We start from the raw sequence: 17,663 nt of genomic DNA on the forward strand, positions 1-17,663 counted from the left end.
TCTTGAGGGAAGCATGAGCGACAAAAGAATCAGCCTGAAAGGAGTAGCCTTGCTGCTGGCAGGGTTTTCGGCGACAAGCGTGCAGGCGCATCCCCACAGTTTTATCTCTATCGTCACCACGCCTGTGGTTGATCAGGGGCAGCTGACGGGGCTAAAAATGCAGTGGACGATGGACGACATTACTTCAGCAGATCTGTTGTATGACGCCGGCGACGCCAAGCCGGGGTCGCCGGTGTGGAAGAAGCTGGCGGCGGAAGTGATGGCTAATGTGCTGGGCCAGCACTACTTTACCGAGTTCTGGCATAACAAAGAGAAGGTGAAGTTTGGCAATTTGCCGCCGGAATATGGCCTGAGCCGTAGCAATCATCAGGCGGTGCTGACGTTTGTTCTGCCGCTGGCGCATCCGCAGCCGCTCAAAGGGCAGACATACCGTTTCTCGACCTTCGACCCGACTTATTTTGTCGACATGAGTTATGAGCACGATAGGGACGTGCATCTGCCACAGGATTTGGCCTCAAGCTGTAAAGTTTCTGTGCACACGCCAAAGCCCAGCGAAGAGACGCTGCTGTTCGCGCAGTCGCTGGATAAAGCTGACGCCCCGCCGGAGGACATGGACTTAGGGAAACAGTTTGCTCAGGAGGTGACGTTGGCATGTCAATAATCACCGCTTCTTCTCCCGTCCGCCGTTGGGGCCATCTGTGGCCGCTGGCGCTGTTTATCTTGCTTGCCGCCGCCGGGCTTTATGCCTTGTGGCTTTACTGGCCGCAAATCCTGCTTAGTTCGGCCGTCTGGCAGCGTTCAATCAATCAGGAATTAAGCGGGCTGCTGCGCCAGGTGGCAGACAACCCCGCTCGCGCAGGCTTATCGCTGCTCTCTTTCAGTTTTGTCTACGGCGTGCTCCATGCGCTGGGGCCGGGGCACGGCAAAATCGTCATCAGCACCTGGCTTGCGACCCATCCCTCAAAAATTAAAAGCAGCCTCGGTTTGACCTTTGCCGCCTCTTTATTGCAGGGGCTGGTGGCTATTGCGCTGGTGGTCGTGGTGCTGGGCGTTCTCGCTTTGCCTTCCCGGCAGCTTCATCTCAGCAGTTATTGGATGGAGAAGGGCAGCTACCTGCTTGTCGGGTGCCTGGGCCTTTTGCTGAGCTGGCGGGCGCTGCGGCGTTTACAGGTTCAGTTACGCCGCAAACCCAAATTTACCTCGTTTACACCGCATCATGTGCATGACGCCAACTGCGGCTGCGGGCATCAGCACGTCCCGGACGAAAAACAACTGGCGGCGAGCAGCGACTGGCGGGCCAGACTGATGATTGTCCTGTCAATGGGCATGCGCCCCTGTTCTGGCGCGATTATGGTGCTGCTGTTCAGCAAGGTGATCGGGGTCTTTAGCTGGGGCGTGCTGTCTGCGCTGGCGATGGCGGCAGGTACCTCGATCACCATTTCCGGTCTGGCGCTGCTGGTGCACAGCTTCCGTGCGCTGGCGGTTCGCTTAAGCGGGAACCGGGCCCCGGTGCTGTGGCGGCAGGTGGGCTGGTCAACGCTCGCGCTGGCGGGAGGAATTGTCCTGGTCGTGGCCGCGCTGATTATGTGGCTGAGCGCCCAGCCGATGGCGCGAGGTATTCGGCCTTTCTGAACGGGTAGCTAAATGCGGGCATAAAAAATCCCCTCGCCGTAAAGCTGAGGGGATTTTTGTTTTTGCCTCTTCTTTATTGAAGATCAGGCAAAAAAGCTTAGCGCTTCAGCGCTTCGCTCAGTTCTTCACGCATGGTAGCCAGCATGGCTTTCACAACGCGCGGGTTACCGGCGACGATGTTCCCGGTCGTCAGGTAGTTATGGCCGCCGGTGAAATCACACACGATGCTGCCGGATTCACGAGCCAGCAGTTCACCTGCGGCGAAATCCCATGGCTTCAGGCCAATCTCGAAGAAACCGTCCACGCGGCCAGCGGCAACGTAGGCCAGGTCCAGCGCAGCGGAACCGGTGCGGCGGAAGTCTGCACACTGGGTGAACAGTTTGCCAACGATGTTGATGTAAGGAGTCGCGTGCTGCTTCACTTTGAACGGGAAGCCGGTCGCCAGAACGGTGCCGTCCAGGTCGCGTGCGTTGCTGCCGCGCAGGCGGTAGCCGTTAAGCTGGGCGCCCTGGCCACGGGTCGCGGTGAACAGTTCGTTACGCATTGGATCGTAAACAACGGCAACTTCAGTGCGGCCTTTGATACGAACAGCGATAGAAACGGAGAAATGTGGCAGACGTTTGATGAAGTTGGTGGTGCCATCCAGCGGATCGATAACCCATTGCACGTCCTGATCTTCGCCTGCATGTTCACCGCTTTCTTCGGTGATGATGGTGTGCTGCGGGTAAGATTTGCGGATTGTGTCGATAATAATCGCTTCTGCAGCTTTATCGACGTTAGTCACAAAGTCATTGCTGCCTTTCTGACTGCTTTCTACGGAGTCTGGTGTTTCGTAGTGTTTGGCAATTACATTACCCGCCTTGCGCGCAGCACGCACGGCGATGGTCAACATTGGATGTTGCATCGGTCTCTCTCGCTGGATGTTAAAGAACGGAAATCGCGGCGGAGTATAGCAGAGCGTTCGGAATATGTCCCAGGGTTATGATAAGATATTGCGATATTCTTCCCAGGCTATGAATGACAATGCTGCAAAACGTACGAATCGTGCTGGTCGAAACCTCGCATACCGGCAACATGGGCTCCGTGGCTCGTGCTATGAAAACCATGGGCTTAACTAACCTGTGGCTGGTCAATCCGCTGGTCAAACCGGACTCCCAGGCCATCGCCCTGGCTGCTGGCGCCAGTGATGTTATTGGCGATGCTCAGATCGTCGATACGCTTGATGAAGCGCTGGCAGGATGCAGCCTGGTGGTCGGCACCAGCGCGCGTTCCCGCACTCTGCCGTGGCCGATGCTGGACCCGCGCGAATGCGGTTTAAAAAGCATCAGCGAAGCGCAGCATGCGCCGGTGGCAATCGTCTTTGGCCGCGAACGCGTGGGCCTGACCAACGAAGAGCTGCAAAAATGCCATTATCACGTTGCCATTCAGGCGAACCCGGAATACAGCTCCCTTAACCTCGCGATGGCGGTTCAGATCCTCGCCTATGAAGTGCGCATTGCCTGGCTCGCCACGCAAGAGCAGCCGGAAGCGGCTAAAGAAGAGGAAGACGCCCCTTATCCGCTGGTGGATGACTTAGAGCGTTTCTATGTGCATCTCGAAAAAGCGCTGCAGGAAAGCGGTTTCATTCGCCCAACCCATCCGGGCCAGGTGATGAGCCGACTGCGCCGTCTGTTTACCCGTGCACGCCCGGAAAGTCAGGAATTAAACATCCTGCGCGGCATGCTGGCGTCGCTGGAAAATCCAAAAAAATCGGGCCAATAATACTTGAGTAAAATGGTAGGTTAAATAGTTGACCATTTTACTCAGGAATGTCAGACTTGCGTCCTGCTATGTGACAATCACACTTTTAAAAACCCCCGGCTCGAGGGGCTATTTGAGGTTAAGTAAGACATGAGACTGACATCAAAAGGGCGCTACGCCGTAACCGCGATGCTTGACGTTGCGCTGAACTCTGAATCGGGCCCGGTTCCGTTGGCTGATATTTCTGAACGTCAGGGTATTTCACTCTCCTACCTGGAGCAGCTGTTCTCCCGCCTGCGTAAAAATGGCCTGGTGGCCAGCGTGCGCGGTCCTGGCGGTGGTTATCTGTTAGGTAAAGATGCGAGCAGCATCGCCGTAGGTGAAGTGATCAGCGCCGTTGATGAGTCCGTAGACGCCACCCGTTGCCAGGGTAAAGGCGGCTGCCAGGGCGGCGATAAGTGCCTGACTCACGCGCTGTGGCGCGACCTGAGCGATCGCCTGACCGGCTTCCTGAATAACATCACCCTGGGTGAACTGGTTAACAACCAGGAAGTGCTGGACGTGTCCGATCGTCAACATAGTGAAAATCATCGCAGCACCCGTTCTCAAGACGCTATTGACGTCAAACTGCGCGCATAAGCAGAAGAACAAGAATTTTAGAATCAGGTTGAGGGAGCGGTGCTCCCTGTCTATAACGGCAACATATTTTAAGCCTGATTCTTCGCATTGAAGTGATGTACGGAGCTTAAGAGCAATGAAATTACCGATTTACCTCGACTACTCCGCAACCACGCCGGTAGACCCGCGTGTTGCTGAGAAGATGATGCAGTTTTTAACGATGGACGGCACCTTCGGTAACCCGGCCTCTCGTTCCCACCGTTTTGGCTGGCAGGCTGAAGAAGCCGTTGATATTGCCCGTAACCAAATCGCTGAACTGGTTGGCGCAGACCCGCGTGAAATCGTCTTCACCTCCGGCGCAACCGAGTCAGACAACCTGGCTATCAAAGGTGCGGCTAACTTCTATCAGAAGAAAGGCAAGCACATCATCACCGCCAAAACCGAACACAAAGCCGTGCTGGACACCTGTCGCCAGCTTGAGCGTGAAGGGTTTGAAGTGACTTATCTGGCGCCGCAGAGCAACGGTATCGTTGACCTGAAGCAGCTGGAAGCCGCTATGCGTGAAGACACTATTCTGGTGTCCATCATGCACGTTAACAACGAAATCGGCGTGGTGCAGGATATCGCGGCTATCGGCGAAATGTGCCGTTCCCGTGGCATTATCTTCCACGTTGATGCTACCCAGAGCGTGGGCAAACTGCCTATCGATCTGAGCCAGCTGAAAGTTGACCTGATGTCCTTCTCCGGCCACAAAATTTACGGGCCGAAAGGGATCGGTGCGCTGTACGTGCGTCGCAAACCGCGTATCCGTATCGAAGCGCAGGTTCACGGCGGGGGTCACGAGCGCGGCATGCGTTCCGGTACGCTGCCTGTGCATCAGATCGTCGGCATGGGTGAAGCTTACCGTATCGCAAAAGAAGAGATGGAGACCGAAATGGCCCGTCTGCGCACGCTGCGTAACCGTCTGTGGAACGGCGTGAAAGATATGGAAGAAGTTTACCTGAACGGTGATCTGGAGCATGGCGCGCCAAACATCCTCAACGTCAGCTTTAACTACGTTGAAGGCGAGTCGCTGATCATGGCGCTGAAAGACCTCGCGGTCTCTTCGGGCTCAGCCTGTACTTCCGCTAGCCTCGAGCCATCCTACGTGCTGCGTGCGCTGGGGATGAGCGATGAACTGGCACACAGCTCTATCCGTTTCTCTCTGGGTCGTTTCACCACTGAAGAAGAGATCGATTACACCATCGAGCTGGTACGTAAATCCATTGGCCGTCTGCGCGACCTTTCTCCGCTGTGGGAAATGTTCAAACAGGGCGTGGATCTTAATTCCATCGAATGGGCTCATCACTGATCGTTCGTCAGGACGTCGATTTCAGATTCTGGAGAAGTAAAAATGGCTTACAGCGAAAAAGTAATTGATCACTACGAAAACCCACGCAACGTTGGCTCTTTTGACAACAGCGACGACAGCGTAGGTTCTGGCATGGTGGGTGCACCGGCCTGTGGCGACGTGATGAAGTTGCAGATTAAAGTCAACAATGACGGTATCATTGAAGACGCGCGTTTCAAAACCTACGGCTGCGGTTCGGCGATTGCGTCCAGCTCGCTGGTGACCGAGTGGGTGAAGGGCAAGTCCCTGGACGAAGCGCAGGCGATCAAAAACACCGACATCGCAGACGAACTCGAACTGCCGCCGGTGAAAATTCACTGCTCAATCCTGGCTGAAGACGCTATCAAAGCGGCTATCGCGGATTACAAAAGCAAACGTGAAACAAAATAACTCTAACGCATTCGAGCTTGCTGCCCGGCAGCGGCTCGAAGTATGACGAGTTAAAATTTTTATTGAGGTTGTTGTATGTCGATTACCCTTAGCGACAGCGCCGCTGCCCGTGTAAGTGCCTTCCTGACCAACCGCGGTAAAGGGTTTGGTTTGCGTCTGGGTGTGCGCACATCAGGCTGCTCTGGGATGGCTTATGTTCTCGAATTTGTTGATGCACCGATGGCGGATGACACCGTGTTCGAGGACAAAGGCGTGAAGGTGGTTGTCGATGGTAAAAGCCTGCAATTCTTAAACGGGACCGAGCTCGACTTCGTCAAAGAAGGCCTTAACGAAGGGTTTAAGTTCACTAACCCAAACGTGAAGGATGAGTGTGGCTGCGGCGAAAGCTTCCACGTCTGATCCCGCGCAATTCCCCACTGGCTCTGGCCCGTGGGGATTTTGCTTTACCACACAGCACTTACCTGACCTGAACCCGAGTCTGTTATGGATTATTTTACCCTGTTTGGGCTGACGCCAGGCTACACCCTGAACACCGAGCAACTGGCCAGCCGTTACCAGGAGCTGCAGCGTCAGTTCCACCCGGACAAATACGCCAGCCGCCCTCAGGCAGAACAGCTTCTGGCCGTGAGCCAGTCCGCCACTATCAACCAGGCCTGGCAGACGCTGCGTCACCCGCTTGCCCGCGCCGAATACATCCTGTCCCTGAATGGTTTCGACCTCGCGAATGAACAGCACACCGTGCGCGACACCGCGTTCCTGATGGAACAGCTGGAGCTGCGTGAAGAGCTGGACGATATCGAGCAGGCGAAAGACAGCGACAAGCTTGAAAGCTTTGCCTCGCGCGTAAAAACAATGGTGAAAAACCGCAGCGCGCAGATGGTGCAGCAGCTGGATGACCAGCAGTGGGAACAGGCGGCGGACACTGTGCGCAAGCTGCGTTTCCTCGATAAATTGCAGAGCCAAATTGAACAACTAGAAGAAAAGCTGCTCGACTTTTAACGCCTGAACTCAGGCCCGATTTTTGGAAGCGATACATGGCCTTATTACAAATTAGTGAGCCTGGCATGATGGCAGCGCCGCACCAGCGCAGGCTGGCTGCGGGCATCGACCTTGGCACCACCAACTCGCTGGTGGCTACCGTTCGCAGCGGCCAGGCCGAAACCCTTGCCGACCATGAAGGCCGCCACCTGCTGCCTTCCGTGGTGCATTATCAGCAGCAAGAGCATATCGTTGGTTTTGACGCTCGCGCGCTTGCCGCGCAGGATCCCGCGAATACCATTAGCTCGGTAAAACGTATGATGGGCCGCTCTCTGGCGGACATCCAGACGCGTTATCCTCATCTTCCGTATCGCCTGCAGGCCAGTGAAAACGGCCTGCCGATGATTGAAACGCCTGCTGGCCTGCTGAACCCGGTACGCATCTCTGCCGACATTCTGAAATCGCTCTCCGCGCGAGCCAGTGAAACCCTGGAAGGGGAACTGGATGGCGTGGTGATCACGGTGCCAGCCTATTTTGACGATGCGCAGCGCCAGGGCACCAAAGACGCTGCTCGCCTTGCCGGGCTGCACGTTCTTCGTTTGCTGAACGAACCTACCGCCGCGGCGATAGCCTACGGCCTGGATTCCGGTAAAGAAGGCGTTATTGCCGTTTACGATCTGGGCGGTGGGACGTTTGACATTTCCATCCTGCGCCTGAGCCGCGGTGTTTTTGAAGTGCTGGCTACTGGCGGTGATTCCGCGCTGGGCGGCGATGACTTCGACCATCTTCTGGCCGACTGGCTGCGTGAGCAGGCCGGGATTGCCGACCGTAGCGACGACCGCGTGCAGCGCCAGCTTCTGGACGCCGCCATCGCCGCCAAAATCGCGCTTAGCGATGCCGCCACCGCTAGTGTAGAAGTGGCTGGCTGGCAGGGCGAGGTCACCCGCGAGCAGTTCAACGAGCTTATCTCTTCTCTGGTTAAACGGACGTTGCTGTCCTGCCGTCGCGCGTTGAAAGACGCGGGCGTGGAAGCAGAAGATGTACTGGAAGTGGTGATGGTCGGCGGCTCAACCCGCGTACCGTTGGTGCGTGAGCGCGTAGGCGAGTTCTTTGGCCGCATGCCGTTAACCTCTATCGACCCGGATAAAGTTGTTGCCATCGGCGCGGCCATTCAGGCCGATATTCTGGTGGGCAACAAGCCGGACAGTGAAATGCTGCTGCTGGATGTGATTCCGTTGTCCCTTGGCCTGGAAACGATGGGCGGCCTGGTCGAGAAGGTTATCCCGCGTAACACCACCATCCCGGTGGCCCGCGCGCAGGAATTCACCACCTTCAAAGACGGCCAGACAGCGATGGCTATCCACGTGCTGCAGGGCGAGCGTGAACTCGTTCAGGACTGTCGTTCTCTGGCGCGTTTTACGCTGCGCGGCATCCCGGCAATGTCCGCGGGCGGAGCCCACATTCGCGTCACCTTCCAGGTCGATGCCGATGGCCTGCTGAGCGTGACGGCGATGGAAAAATCCACCGGCGTTGAATCTTCAATCCAGGTGAAACCTTCTTATGGCCTGAGCGATGGTGAAATTGCCAGTATGATTCAGGATTCCATGAGTTACGCCGAGCATGACGTGCAGGCACGCATGCTGGCCGAGCAAAAAGTCGAAGCTGCCCGCGTGCTGGAAAGTTTGACCAGCGCGTTGACGGCGGATGCCGCGCTGCTAAGCGCCGCAGAGCGTGCCGAGATTGATGCCGCGATGGCCGCGTTAAGCGCTGCTGCCGCAGGCGAAGATGCCGACGCTATTCAAAATGAAATCAAAAACGTAGACAAGCAAACCCAGGAATTCGCCGCTCGTCGTATGGATCAATCGATCCGTAAAGCGCTGACCGGCCATTCTGTGGACGAGGTTTAATATGCCAAAGATTGTTTTTCTGCCTCATCAGGACCTGTGTCCGGATGGCGCAGTTCTGGAAGCGAAGCAAGGTGAAACCATTCTCGACGTTGCGCTGCGCAACGGCATTGAGATTGAACACGCCTGTGAGAAGTCCTGCGCCTGCACCACCTGCCACTGCGTAGTGCGTGAAGGTTTTGATTCCCTCGCGGAAAGCACCGAAGACGAAGACGACATGCTGGATAAAGCATGGGGTCTGGAGCCGGAAAGCCGCCTGAGCTGCCAGGCTCGCGTCAGCGACGAAGACCTGGTGGTTGAGATGCCGCGTTACACCATTAACCACGCACGCGAACACTAACGGGAGCCGACATGGGACTGAAGTGGACCGACAGCCGCGAAATCGGCGAGGCGCTGTACGACAGCCGCCCGGATCTCGATCCTAAGACGGTGCGTTTCACCGATATGCACCAGTGGATCTGCGAGCTGGAAGAGTTTGATGACGATCCGAACGCTTCTAACGAGAAAGTACTGGAAGCGATTTTACTTGTCTGGTTAGATGAAGCTGAATGATACACGGGCTGCCTTGGGCGGCCCGTTTTTGCATTTTGCCTGTGCTGAATAATGAAGGATTGGAAAATGACTGAAGCCATGAAAATCACCCTTTCCACGCAGCCAGCGGACGCACGCTGGGGCGAAAAGGCGACGTATAGCATTAACAATGACGGCATTACCCTACACCTGACCGGCAAAGACGATCTCGGTCTGATCCAGCGCGCGGCGCGCAAAATTGACGGCCAGGGGCTGAAGCACGTCCAGCTGGCTGGTGAAGGCTGGGACGTTGAGAAAAGCTGGGCTTTCTGGCAGGGCTATCGTGCCCCAAAAGGCACCCGCAAAATTGACTGGGCGGTGCTGAGCGAAACCGAGCAGAAAGAGCTGGATAACCGCCTGAAAGTGATCGACTGGGTTCGCCATACCATCAACACCCCGGCCGAAGAGCTTGGCCCTGAGCAGCTTGCTTCCCGCGCGGTAGATCTGCTGTGCGATGTTGCCTGCGACCACGTTTCTTACCGCATCACCAAGGGTGAAGACCTGCGTGAGCAGAACTATGCCGGTATCCACACTGTTGGCCGTGGCTCAGACCGCGCCCCTGTGCTGCTGGCGCTGGACTACAACCCAACCGGCAACCCGGATGCACCGGTTTATGCAAGCCTGGTCGGGAAGGGCATTACCTTTGACTCCGGCGGCTACAGCATCAAGCAGACCGCGTTTATGGATTCCATGAAATCCGATATGGGTGGCGCCGCGACTATCACTGGCGCACTGGCTCTGGCCATCACTCGTGGCCTGAACAAGCGCGTTAAGCTGTTCCTTTGCTGTGCGGATAACATGATCAGCGGCAACGCCATGAAGCTGGGTGACATCATCACCTACCGCAACGGCAAAACCGTTGAAGTGATGAACACCGATGCCGAAGGGCGACTGGTGCTGGCTGATGGCCTGATTGACGCTGCAGCACAGAAACCAGAGCTGATCATCGACTGCGCGACCCTGACCGGGGCAGCAAAAACGGCCCTGGGTAACGACTACCATGCGCTGTTCAGCTTTGATGACAAGCTGGCTGCCCGCCTGCTGGCAAGCGCGGCGGAAGAAAACGAGCCGTTCTGGCGCCTGCCGCTGGCTGAATTCCACCGCAGCCAGCTGCCGTCTAACTTCGCCGAACTGAACAATACCGCGAACGCCTCTTACCCTGCGGGAGCGAGCACGGCGGCAGGTTTCCTGTCTCACTTTGTGGAAAACTACCACGAAGGCTGGCTGCACGTTGACTGTTCTGCGACTTACCGTAAAGGTGCCGTTGAGCAGTGGTCTGCTGGTGCGACCGGTCTCGGCGTGCGTGCGATCGCCAATCTGCTGTTAGCGAAGTAATATTGCCCCTCACCCCGGCCCTCTCCCCATAGGGGAGAGGGAGAAAAAAGTTCGGGGGGAGTTAACACCGACAGTCTCTCTCTGGAAGGGGAGACACTTTGAGTGGTTCTCCTCTCCCTTTCAGGAAGAGAGACTCTGAACTGTTCCCTCTCCCTTCCAGGGAGAGGGTTAGGGTGAGGGTAAACCCCTTAAGCTTTATCCCGGAATCACAATGTCAGAAATAAAGAACGAATTAGAAACCCTGCTTGAGCAGGCGGCAACCGAGCCGGCGCATCGCCCGGCATTTTTCCGCACCCTGCTGGAATCCACCGTTTGGGTGCCGGGCAATGCGGCAGAAGGTGAAGCGATTGACGCCGATAGCGCGGTTGAACTGCAGCACTGGGAAAAAGAAGACGGCACTTCGGTGATCCCTTTCTTCACCTCCCTGGAAGCTTTGCAGGAAGCGGTCAGTCACGAGCAGGCGTTTGTGGTAATGCCCGTGCGCACTTTATTTGAAATGACGCTGGGTGAAGCGCTGTTCCTCAACGCCAAACTGCCGACAGGCAAAGAATTTACGCCAAATGAAATCAGCCATCTGGTCAGCGCGGAAAGCGATCCACTGAGCCAGCAGGAAGTGCTGGAGGGCGGTACTTCATTGCTGCTTTCCGAAGTTGCTGAACCGCCAGCGCAGATGGTTGACTCTCTGACCACGTTGTTTAAAAACCTGAAAACGGTCAAACGTGCGTTTATCTGCTCTATCAAAGAACAGGCGGACGAAGAGCCAAACCTGCTGATTGGCATTGAGGCCGACGGCGACATCGAGGCGATTATTCGTCAGGCCGGAAGCGTAGCCACCGATACGTTGCCGGGCGATGAGCCGGTTGATATCTGCCAGGTTGTTGAAGGCGAGAAGGGTATCAGCCACTTTATGATTGCCCACATCACGCCGTTCTATGAACGCCGCTGGGGCAGCTTCCTGCGCGACTTCAAGCAAAACCGCATTATTTAACGGCCGGTTATACATATTCTAAGGGAGGCGCAGTGCCTCCCTTTTTGTATTTATTGTGCAGGCTCAACGGGCAGGTCTGGGCGAGCACCCCATTCACTCCACGAACCATCGTAAAGCGACACGCCGTTCACGCCCAGCGTGGTCAGCGCCAGCACCACAACGGCGGCGGTAACGCCTGAACCACAGCTGGCAATAATTGGCCGCTCAAAGCTCACGCCCTGGCGTTCGAAGATCTCGCTCAGTTTGTCCGTAGTCTTCAGTTGACCGTTTTCTACCAGGTCCACCCACGGCACGTTAAGCGCCCCTGGAATATGGCCGCGTTTCAGGCCCGGGCGTGGCTCATCGGCCAGCGCGTTGAAACGCGGAGCAGGGCGGGCATCCACAATCTGTGCAGTGCCTTCGTGACTGACCAGCAGCACGTCCGTCAGGCGTTTGATAACCAGTGGGTCGAAGTTAACGTCGAACTCACCTTCCGGTAGATCCACGTCCCCTTGTTCCAGCGGCAATGCTTCACGCTGCCACTCCGCCAGCCCACCGGCCAGAATGGACACTCTCTCGACGCCGAAGGTGCGCAGCATCCACCAGGCACGAGGCGCGGAGAACAGGTTACCTTCGTCGTAAACCACCAAATGCTTGTCACTGCTAACGCCAAGCTCGCGCATAGCAACGGCAAACGCTTCTGCACGTGGCATCATATGAGGAAGAGGGCTTGTGTGATCGGAGAGTGCTTCAATGTCGAAATAGGCCGCACCTGGCAGATGCCCGGCACGGTACTCCGCAGGCATATCGCGAAGTGCTTCCTGGCCTGCTGGAGCCATACGGGCATCTAAAATCTGGATATCGTCATCGTTAATATGTTCTGCGAGCCAGTCGCTCGCGACGAAGAAAGAGGTGGACACAATGAGCCTCCGGTTCATCAAAGAAAAATGGATTGTCGGTGTTTTTCTATAACCCGGCAAGCGGCCTTGCCCGACACCGCGAGATACTTCGTAAAACTTAATGAATACACCCGCAAATTTACTGCCGCCTGCGAGGCTTCGCGCAAGGCAGAGTATTCCGACTTTCGCTTTTCTGGCTAATCCGCATAATACTTGCTCTACGTAATGTTTGGCGGCCCTTATTGGCCAGGGATGAAAGAATGAATGCACTACGTTTGACGAGCCTTGCCGTACTGGTTTGCGGCCTGCTTGCGCTTTCCGGCTGTGACGATAAAAACAATCAGCAAACCGTTCAGCCCACCTCCTCTGGAGCTGCGGAACAAAACAGTAAGGCTGAAACTAAACCGGATGCAGCTCAACTGGAAAAACTGGCTCAGCAGTCTGCGGGGAAGCCGCTGAAGCTGCTCGATGCCTCTGAAGTTCAGCTGGACGGTGCCAGTACGTTAGTGCTGACCTTCTCGATTCCGCTCGACCCCAATCAGGACTTCAATAAAGTTGCCCATCTCGTGGATAAAACCAGCGGCAAAGTGGACGGTGCCTGGGAGCTTTCCAGCGACCTAAAAGAACTTCGTCTGCGGCATCTGGAGCCCAAACGCACGCTGATTGTGACCGTAGACAGCGGGCTGCTCGCGCTCAATAAAGCGACGTTCGAAGATGGCTTTGAAAAGCAAATTGCCACGCGTGATATTCAGCCGAGCGTTGGCTTTGCCAGCCGGGGCTCCTTGCTGCCGACTAAAGTGATTGCGGGGTTGCCGGTGATGGCGCTTAACGTCGATAACGTTGACGTTAACTTTTATCGCATTAAAGACAGCTCCCTAAGCGCGTTTGTCAGCCAGTGGCAGTACCGTAACTCGGTTTCAAACTGGGAATCTGACAATCTGCTGAATCTGGCTGACTTGGTTTACACCGGGCGTTTTGACCTAAATCCTGCGCGAAATACCCGTGAGAAGCTAATGCTGCCGCTGGGTGATATCAAACCTCTCCAGCAGCCCGGCGTCTATCTCGCTATCATGAGCCAGGCCGGGCATTACGCCTACAGCAATGCTGCAACCCTGTTCACGCTGAGTGATGTTGGTGTTTCGGTGCATCGCTACCACGACAGAATTGACGTCTTTACTCAAAGCCTGGAGAACGGTGCCGCGCAGTCGGGTGTGGAGATTGCGCTGTTGAACGAAAAAGGCCAAACGGTAGGGCAAACGAAAAGTGATAGTGACGGGCATGCCACGCTTGAGAAGCTGAACAAAGGCACGCTGCTGCTGGCGCGCAATGGGGAGCAAACCACGCTGCTCGATCTCAGCCGCCCGGCTCTGGATCTGGCGGAGTTTGATATTGCCGGTGAGCAAGGCTACAGCAAACAGTTCTTCATGTTTGGCCCAAGAGATCTCTATCGCCCCGGAGAGTCTGTCATCGTGAATGCCCTGCTCAGGGATGGGGATGGCAAACCGCTCCCGCCGCAGCCGGTGAAGCTTGAGGTCGTAAAACCGGACGGCCAGGTTACCCGCACCGAAGTGTGGCAGTCTGCCAACGGACTTTATCAATTTACCTGGCCTCTGAGCGAAAGCGCGGCAACCGGTAACTGGCAAATGCGGGTCAACACCGGGGATAACCAGCCGCGTATCTGGACATTTAAAGTTGAAGACTTCATGCCGGAGCGTATGGCGCTGAATCTCACGGCGCAGAGCGCGCCGATAGCGCCGATAGCGCCTGAAGATACCGTCAATTTCGACGTTACCGGGCGCTATCTCTACGGTGCGCCAGCCGCGGGTAACAGCCTTCAGGGGCAGCTATTCCTGCGCCCTTTACGTGATGCCGTTGCAAAGCTGCCTGGGTTCCAGTTCGGCGATATCAATGAGCAAAACCTTTCCCGTAGCCTGGATGCCGTTGAGCTAACGCTGGATGAACAAGGGCACACGACCGTCAGCGCGGAAAGCCAGTGGGGGGACGCGCATTCTCCTCTGCGCCTTATTTTGCAGGCTAGCCTGCTGGAGTCCGGCGGTCGCCCGGTGACACGCCGCGTTGAGCAGGCTATCTGGCCAGCTCAGGCAATGCCTGGGATCCGCCCTCAATTTTCCAGCAAAGAGGTTTATGACTACCGGACCGACACTACCCACACTCAGCCCATCGTCGATGAAGACAGCAGCGCAGGTTTCGACATTGTGTATGCCGATGCGCAGGGGGAAAAGCTGGCGGTAAGCGATCTGGACGTGCGCCTGATTCGTGAGCGCCGGGACTACTACTGGAGCTGGGAAGAAAGTGAAGGCTGGCGGTCTCAGTACGATCAAAAAGATCTGGTGGAAGCCGAGCAGAAGTTGACGCTGGCTGCCGGAGAAACCGGCAAAGTTGCCTTCCCGGTAGAGTGGGGCTCGTACCGCCTGGAAGTTCGAGATCCTGAGAGCAACCTTGTCAGTAGCCTGCGTTTCTGGGCAGGTTACAGCTGGCAGGATAACAGCGATGGCACCGGTGCAGTGCGCCCGGACAGGGTAACGCTAAAAATAGATAAACCGTCTTACAAAGCTGGCGATACCATCAATCTGCATATTGCCGCGCCTGCCGCAGGTAAAGGCTATGCGCTGGTGGAATCCAGTGACGGCCCACTGTGGTGGAAAGAAATTGATGTTCCGGCAGGCGGCATGGATCTTGCCATTCCGGTGGATAAGCGCTGGCAGCGGCACGATCTTTACTTAAGCACCGTTGTTATTCGCCCCGGAGACAAGGCGCGTTCCGCCACGCCTAAGCGCGCGGTCGGGATCCTTCATCTGCCGCTAGGAGACGAGAGCCGCCGTCTCGATCTGACGTTGCAAAATCCAGCCAAAATGCGGCCTAACCAAAACCTGACCGTGAAGGTGAAGGCCAGCGTGAAAAATGGCGAAGTGCCGAAGCAGATTAACGTGCTGCTGTCCGCCGTGGACAGCGGTGTGCTGAATATCACCGATTACAAAACGCCGGATCCGTGGGACGCCTTCTTTGGACGCAAGCGCTATGGGGCAGATATCTATGACATTTACGGTCAGGTGATTGAAGGCGAAGGGCGACTGGCTGCTTTGCGCTTCGGCGGTGACGGCGATGAAGGCGATGAGCTTAGTCGCGGCGGTAAAAAGCCGGTGAATCATGTCACTATCATCGCTCAGCAAGCCCAACCGGTTGCGCTGGATGAAAACGGCGAAGGAACGGTGACGCTGCCGATTGGTGATTTCAACGGCGAGTTGCGGGTTATGGCGCAGGCCTGGACCGACGATCGCTTTGGTAATAGCGAAGAAAAAGTCACGGTTGCCGCGCCGCTGGTGAGCGAACTGGCCGCGCCGAGGTTTATGGCGAGTGGCGATACCAGCCGCCTCGCGCTGGATCTTACTAACCTGACGGACAGGCCCCAGCAGCTTAGCGTGGTACTCAGCGCTCAGGGGCTGTTAGCGCTCAATGGCGCGTCGACGATGGACGTGAAGCTGGCGCCTGGTGCTCGCGGCACGCTGTTCATTCCCGTACGTGCGCTGGAAGGTTTCGGTGACGGTGAAATCAAAGCCGTGATTAACGGCCTCGCACTGCCGGGTGAAACGCTGGCTGACCCAATGAAACAGTGGAAAATCGCCGTTCGTCCTGCATTCCCTGCGCAGACGGTGAACAGCGGTGCCGTGGTTAAACCGGGAGAGACATGGACGCTTCCGCCTAAGCATCTGTCCGGCATTGCTGAATCTACCCTGGAAGGGCAGCTGCTGCTGAGTGGGCGTCCGCCACTGAACCTGGCGCGTTACATTCGTGAGCTAAAAGCCTATCCGTATGGCTGCCTTGAGCAAACGACCAGCGGTCTGTTCCCGTCTCTGTACACCAATGAAGCTGAACTTAATGCGCTGGGTATCAAAGGTATTACCGACCAGCAGCGCCGGAACGCCATTGATGTAGGGATTGCCCGCCTGCTTGAGATGCAAAATGACAATGGCGCTTTTGGGCTGTGGGATAAAGCAGGGCCGGAAGAATACTGGCTGACGGCCTACGTGACCGACTTCCTGGTGCGAGCTGGCGAACAGGGTTACAGCGTCAATGCGGATGCACTCAGCAAGGCCAATCAGCGCCTGCTGCGCTATCTGCAGGATCCGGGTTTGATTGCCTTACGCTACAGTGACGACGCTCCGGCCAGCCGCTTTGCGGTACAGACCTATGCCGGGCTGGTGCTGGCTCGCCAGCAAAAAGCGCCCCTTGGGGCATTGCGCGAGCTTTGGCAGCGCCGCGAGCAGACTCGTGCCGGGCTGCCTCTCGTGCAGTTGGGCGTGGCCCTGAAGCTCATGGGGGATGAACCTCGCAGCCAACAAGCGATTGCTTTGGGGCTGAAAACTCAGCGCAGTGATAAACAGATCTGGATGGCGGATTACGGCAGCGAACTGCGGGATAAAGCGATGATGCTGAGCCTGCTGGAAGAGAATAAGCTGCTACCCGACGCTCAAAACCAGCTACTGCTTGAGCTGTCTGATTTGGCCTGGAGCCAGCGTTGGTTATCCACTCAGGAAACCAATGCGTTGTTTATTGCCGGTCACGGTCTGCAAAACGTGAAAGGCGACTGGCAGGCGCAAACATCGCTAGGTGCACAGCCACTGGCATCCAGTCAGTCGGTAACGCGCAATCTGAGCGCGCAGCTGCTTTCTGATCTGCAGGTGACCAACACCGGGATGAGCAGCCTCTATTTGCGCCTCGACAGCGCGGGATATCCGCAGCAGGCACCGGCTCCCTACAGCAATGTGCTGCATATTGAACGCCACTTCCTTGATGCGAAAGGCAACACCCGGCTGCTTTCTTCACTGAAAAGCGGTGAGCTGGTTATGGTCTGGCTGGACGTTTGGGCAGACAAGAACGTGCCTGATGCGCTGGTCGTCGATTTACTGCCGGCCGGGCTGGAGCTGGAAAACCAGAATTTGGCTAACAGCAGCGCCAGCCTGGGGGACAGCGCGAGTGAAGTACAGACTCTGCTGAACCAAATGCAGCAGCAGGACATTCAGCATATGGAGTTCAGGGATGACCGCTTTGTGGCCGCATTGCCGCTTAATGAAGGCCAGCATGCGACGCTTATTTACCTGGCCCGAGCCGTTACGCCGGGAAGCTACACCGTGCCCGTACCGCAGGTGGAATCCATGTACGTTCCGCAGTGGCGGGCAACCGGTAGCAGTACCGGCACGTTGACCGTTGTGCCGTAAGCA

Annotated in this window: 16 protein-coding genes; 14 read left to right on the forward strand and 2 right to left on the reverse strand. The window is 56.5% G+C overall.

Features of this window, described 5'->3' with window-relative positions; translation table 11 throughout:
* Nucleotides 1-13: 13 nt before the first annotated feature.
* On the forward strand, nt 14-661 hold the full coding sequence (locus WFK85_RS18950; RefSeq protein WP_336709008.1) for a DUF1007 family protein: 648 nt from the start codon (nt 14-16) through the stop codon (nt 659-661).
* Entirely contained in the window at nt 652-1,632 is a 981-nt protein-coding gene (locus WFK85_RS18955) for a nickel/cobalt transporter (protein WP_336709009.1), read from the forward strand. Before WFK85_RS18950 ends, WFK85_RS18955 begins: the two co-directional genes overlap by 10 nt.
* 97 nt (nt 1,633-1,729) lie before the next feature.
* On the opposite strand, the gene suhB is transcribed toward WFK85_RS18955, so the two are convergent.
* Nucleotides 1,730-2,536, reverse strand: coding sequence for an inositol-1-monophosphatase (suhB, locus tag WFK85_RS18960; RefSeq protein WP_085938908.1), 807 nt, complete (start codon nt 2,534-2,536; stop codon nt 1,730-1,732).
* A gap of 119 nt (nt 2,537-2,655) precedes the next feature.
* Between suhB and trmJ the strand changes: the two genes are divergently transcribed.
* From trmJ to sseB, 11 genes are all read left to right on the forward strand, one after another.
* Entirely contained in the window at nt 2,656-3,393 is a 738-nt protein-coding gene (gene trmJ / locus WFK85_RS18965; RefSeq protein WP_008459431.1) for a tRNA (cytosine(32)/uridine(32)-2'-O)-methyltransferase TrmJ, read from the forward strand.
* A 129-nt stretch (nt 3,394-3,522) separates the two neighbouring features.
* A complete protein-coding gene (gene iscR / locus WFK85_RS18970; RefSeq protein WP_008459430.1) occupies nt 3,523-4,011 on the forward strand; it encodes a Fe-S cluster assembly transcriptional regulator IscR in 489 nt (162 codons plus the stop codon).
* Between the two features lie 115 nt (nt 4,012-4,126).
* Nucleotides 4,127-5,341, forward strand: a complete 1,215-nt coding sequence (gene iscS, locus WFK85_RS18975; RefSeq protein ID WP_039296161.1) for a cysteine desulfurase — start codon at nt 4,127-4,129, stop codon at nt 5,339-5,341.
* Between the two features lie 42 nt (nt 5,342-5,383).
* Nucleotides 5,384-5,770 (forward strand): Fe-S cluster assembly scaffold IscU, encoded by a 387-nt coding sequence (iscU, locus tag WFK85_RS18980; protein ID WP_008459428.1) that lies wholly within the window; start codon nt 5,384-5,386, stop codon nt 5,768-5,770.
* Nucleotides 5,771-5,845: 75 nt separating this feature from the next.
* Nucleotides 5,846-6,169 (forward strand): iron-sulfur cluster assembly protein IscA, encoded by a 324-nt coding sequence (iscA, locus tag WFK85_RS18985; RefSeq protein WP_008459427.1) that lies wholly within the window; start codon nt 5,846-5,848, stop codon nt 6,167-6,169.
* Nucleotides 6,170-6,253: 84 nt separating this feature from the next.
* The gene (hscB, locus tag WFK85_RS18990; RefSeq protein ID WP_039296154.1) at nt 6,254-6,769 is read left to right on the forward strand and encodes a co-chaperone HscB; all 516 of its coding nucleotides are present in this window, start codon (nt 6,254-6,256) and stop codon (nt 6,767-6,769) included.
* Nucleotides 6,770-6,804: 35 nt separating this feature from the next.
* Complete coding sequence (gene hscA / locus WFK85_RS18995; protein ID WP_336709010.1) at nt 6,805-8,655, forward strand: Fe-S protein assembly chaperone HscA; 1,851 nt, start codon at nt 6,805-6,807, stop codon at nt 8,653-8,655.
* Between the two features lies 1 nt (nt 8,656).
* Entirely contained in the window at nt 8,657-8,992 is a 336-nt protein-coding gene (gene fdx / locus WFK85_RS19000) for an ISC system 2Fe-2S type ferredoxin (protein WP_008459424.1), read from the forward strand.
* A gap of 11 nt (nt 8,993-9,003) precedes the next feature.
* The gene (gene iscX, locus WFK85_RS19005) at nt 9,004-9,204 is read left to right on the forward strand and encodes a Fe-S cluster assembly protein IscX (protein ID WP_016537752.1); all 201 of its coding nucleotides are present in this window, start codon (nt 9,004-9,006) and stop codon (nt 9,202-9,204) included.
* A 66-nt stretch (nt 9,205-9,270) separates the two neighbouring features.
* A complete protein-coding gene (gene pepB, locus WFK85_RS19010) occupies nt 9,271-10,557 on the forward strand; it encodes an aminopeptidase PepB (protein ID WP_008459420.1) in 1,287 nt (428 codons plus the stop codon).
* Nucleotides 10,558-10,768: 211 nt separating this feature from the next.
* Nucleotides 10,769-11,545 carry an enhanced serine sensitivity protein SseB gene (gene sseB, locus WFK85_RS19015; RefSeq protein WP_336709011.1) on the forward strand — a complete coding sequence of 259 codons (777 nt, stop codon included), beginning with the start codon at nt 10,769-10,771 and terminating at the stop codon, nt 11,543-11,545.
* A 50-nt stretch (nt 11,546-11,595) separates the two neighbouring features.
* Here the strand turns inward: sseB and sseA are convergent, their stop codons facing one another.
* Nucleotides 11,596-12,444 (reverse strand): 3-mercaptopyruvate sulfurtransferase, encoded by an 849-nt coding sequence (gene sseA, locus WFK85_RS19020; RefSeq protein ID WP_166990467.1) that lies wholly within the window; start codon nt 12,442-12,444, stop codon nt 11,596-11,598.
* Between the two features lie 239 nt (nt 12,445-12,683).
* Between sseA and WFK85_RS19025 the strand changes: the two genes are divergently transcribed.
* Nucleotides 12,684-17,660 (forward strand): alpha-2-macroglobulin family protein, encoded by a 4,977-nt coding sequence (locus WFK85_RS19025; RefSeq protein ID WP_336709012.1) that lies wholly within the window; start codon nt 12,684-12,686, stop codon nt 17,658-17,660.
* Nucleotides 17,661-17,663 lie beyond the last annotated feature (3 nt).

This window comes from Cedecea sp. VD22, assembly GCF_037150195.1.
Taxonomy (GTDB): Bacteria; Pseudomonadota; Gammaproteobacteria; order Enterobacterales; family Enterobacteriaceae; genus Cedecea.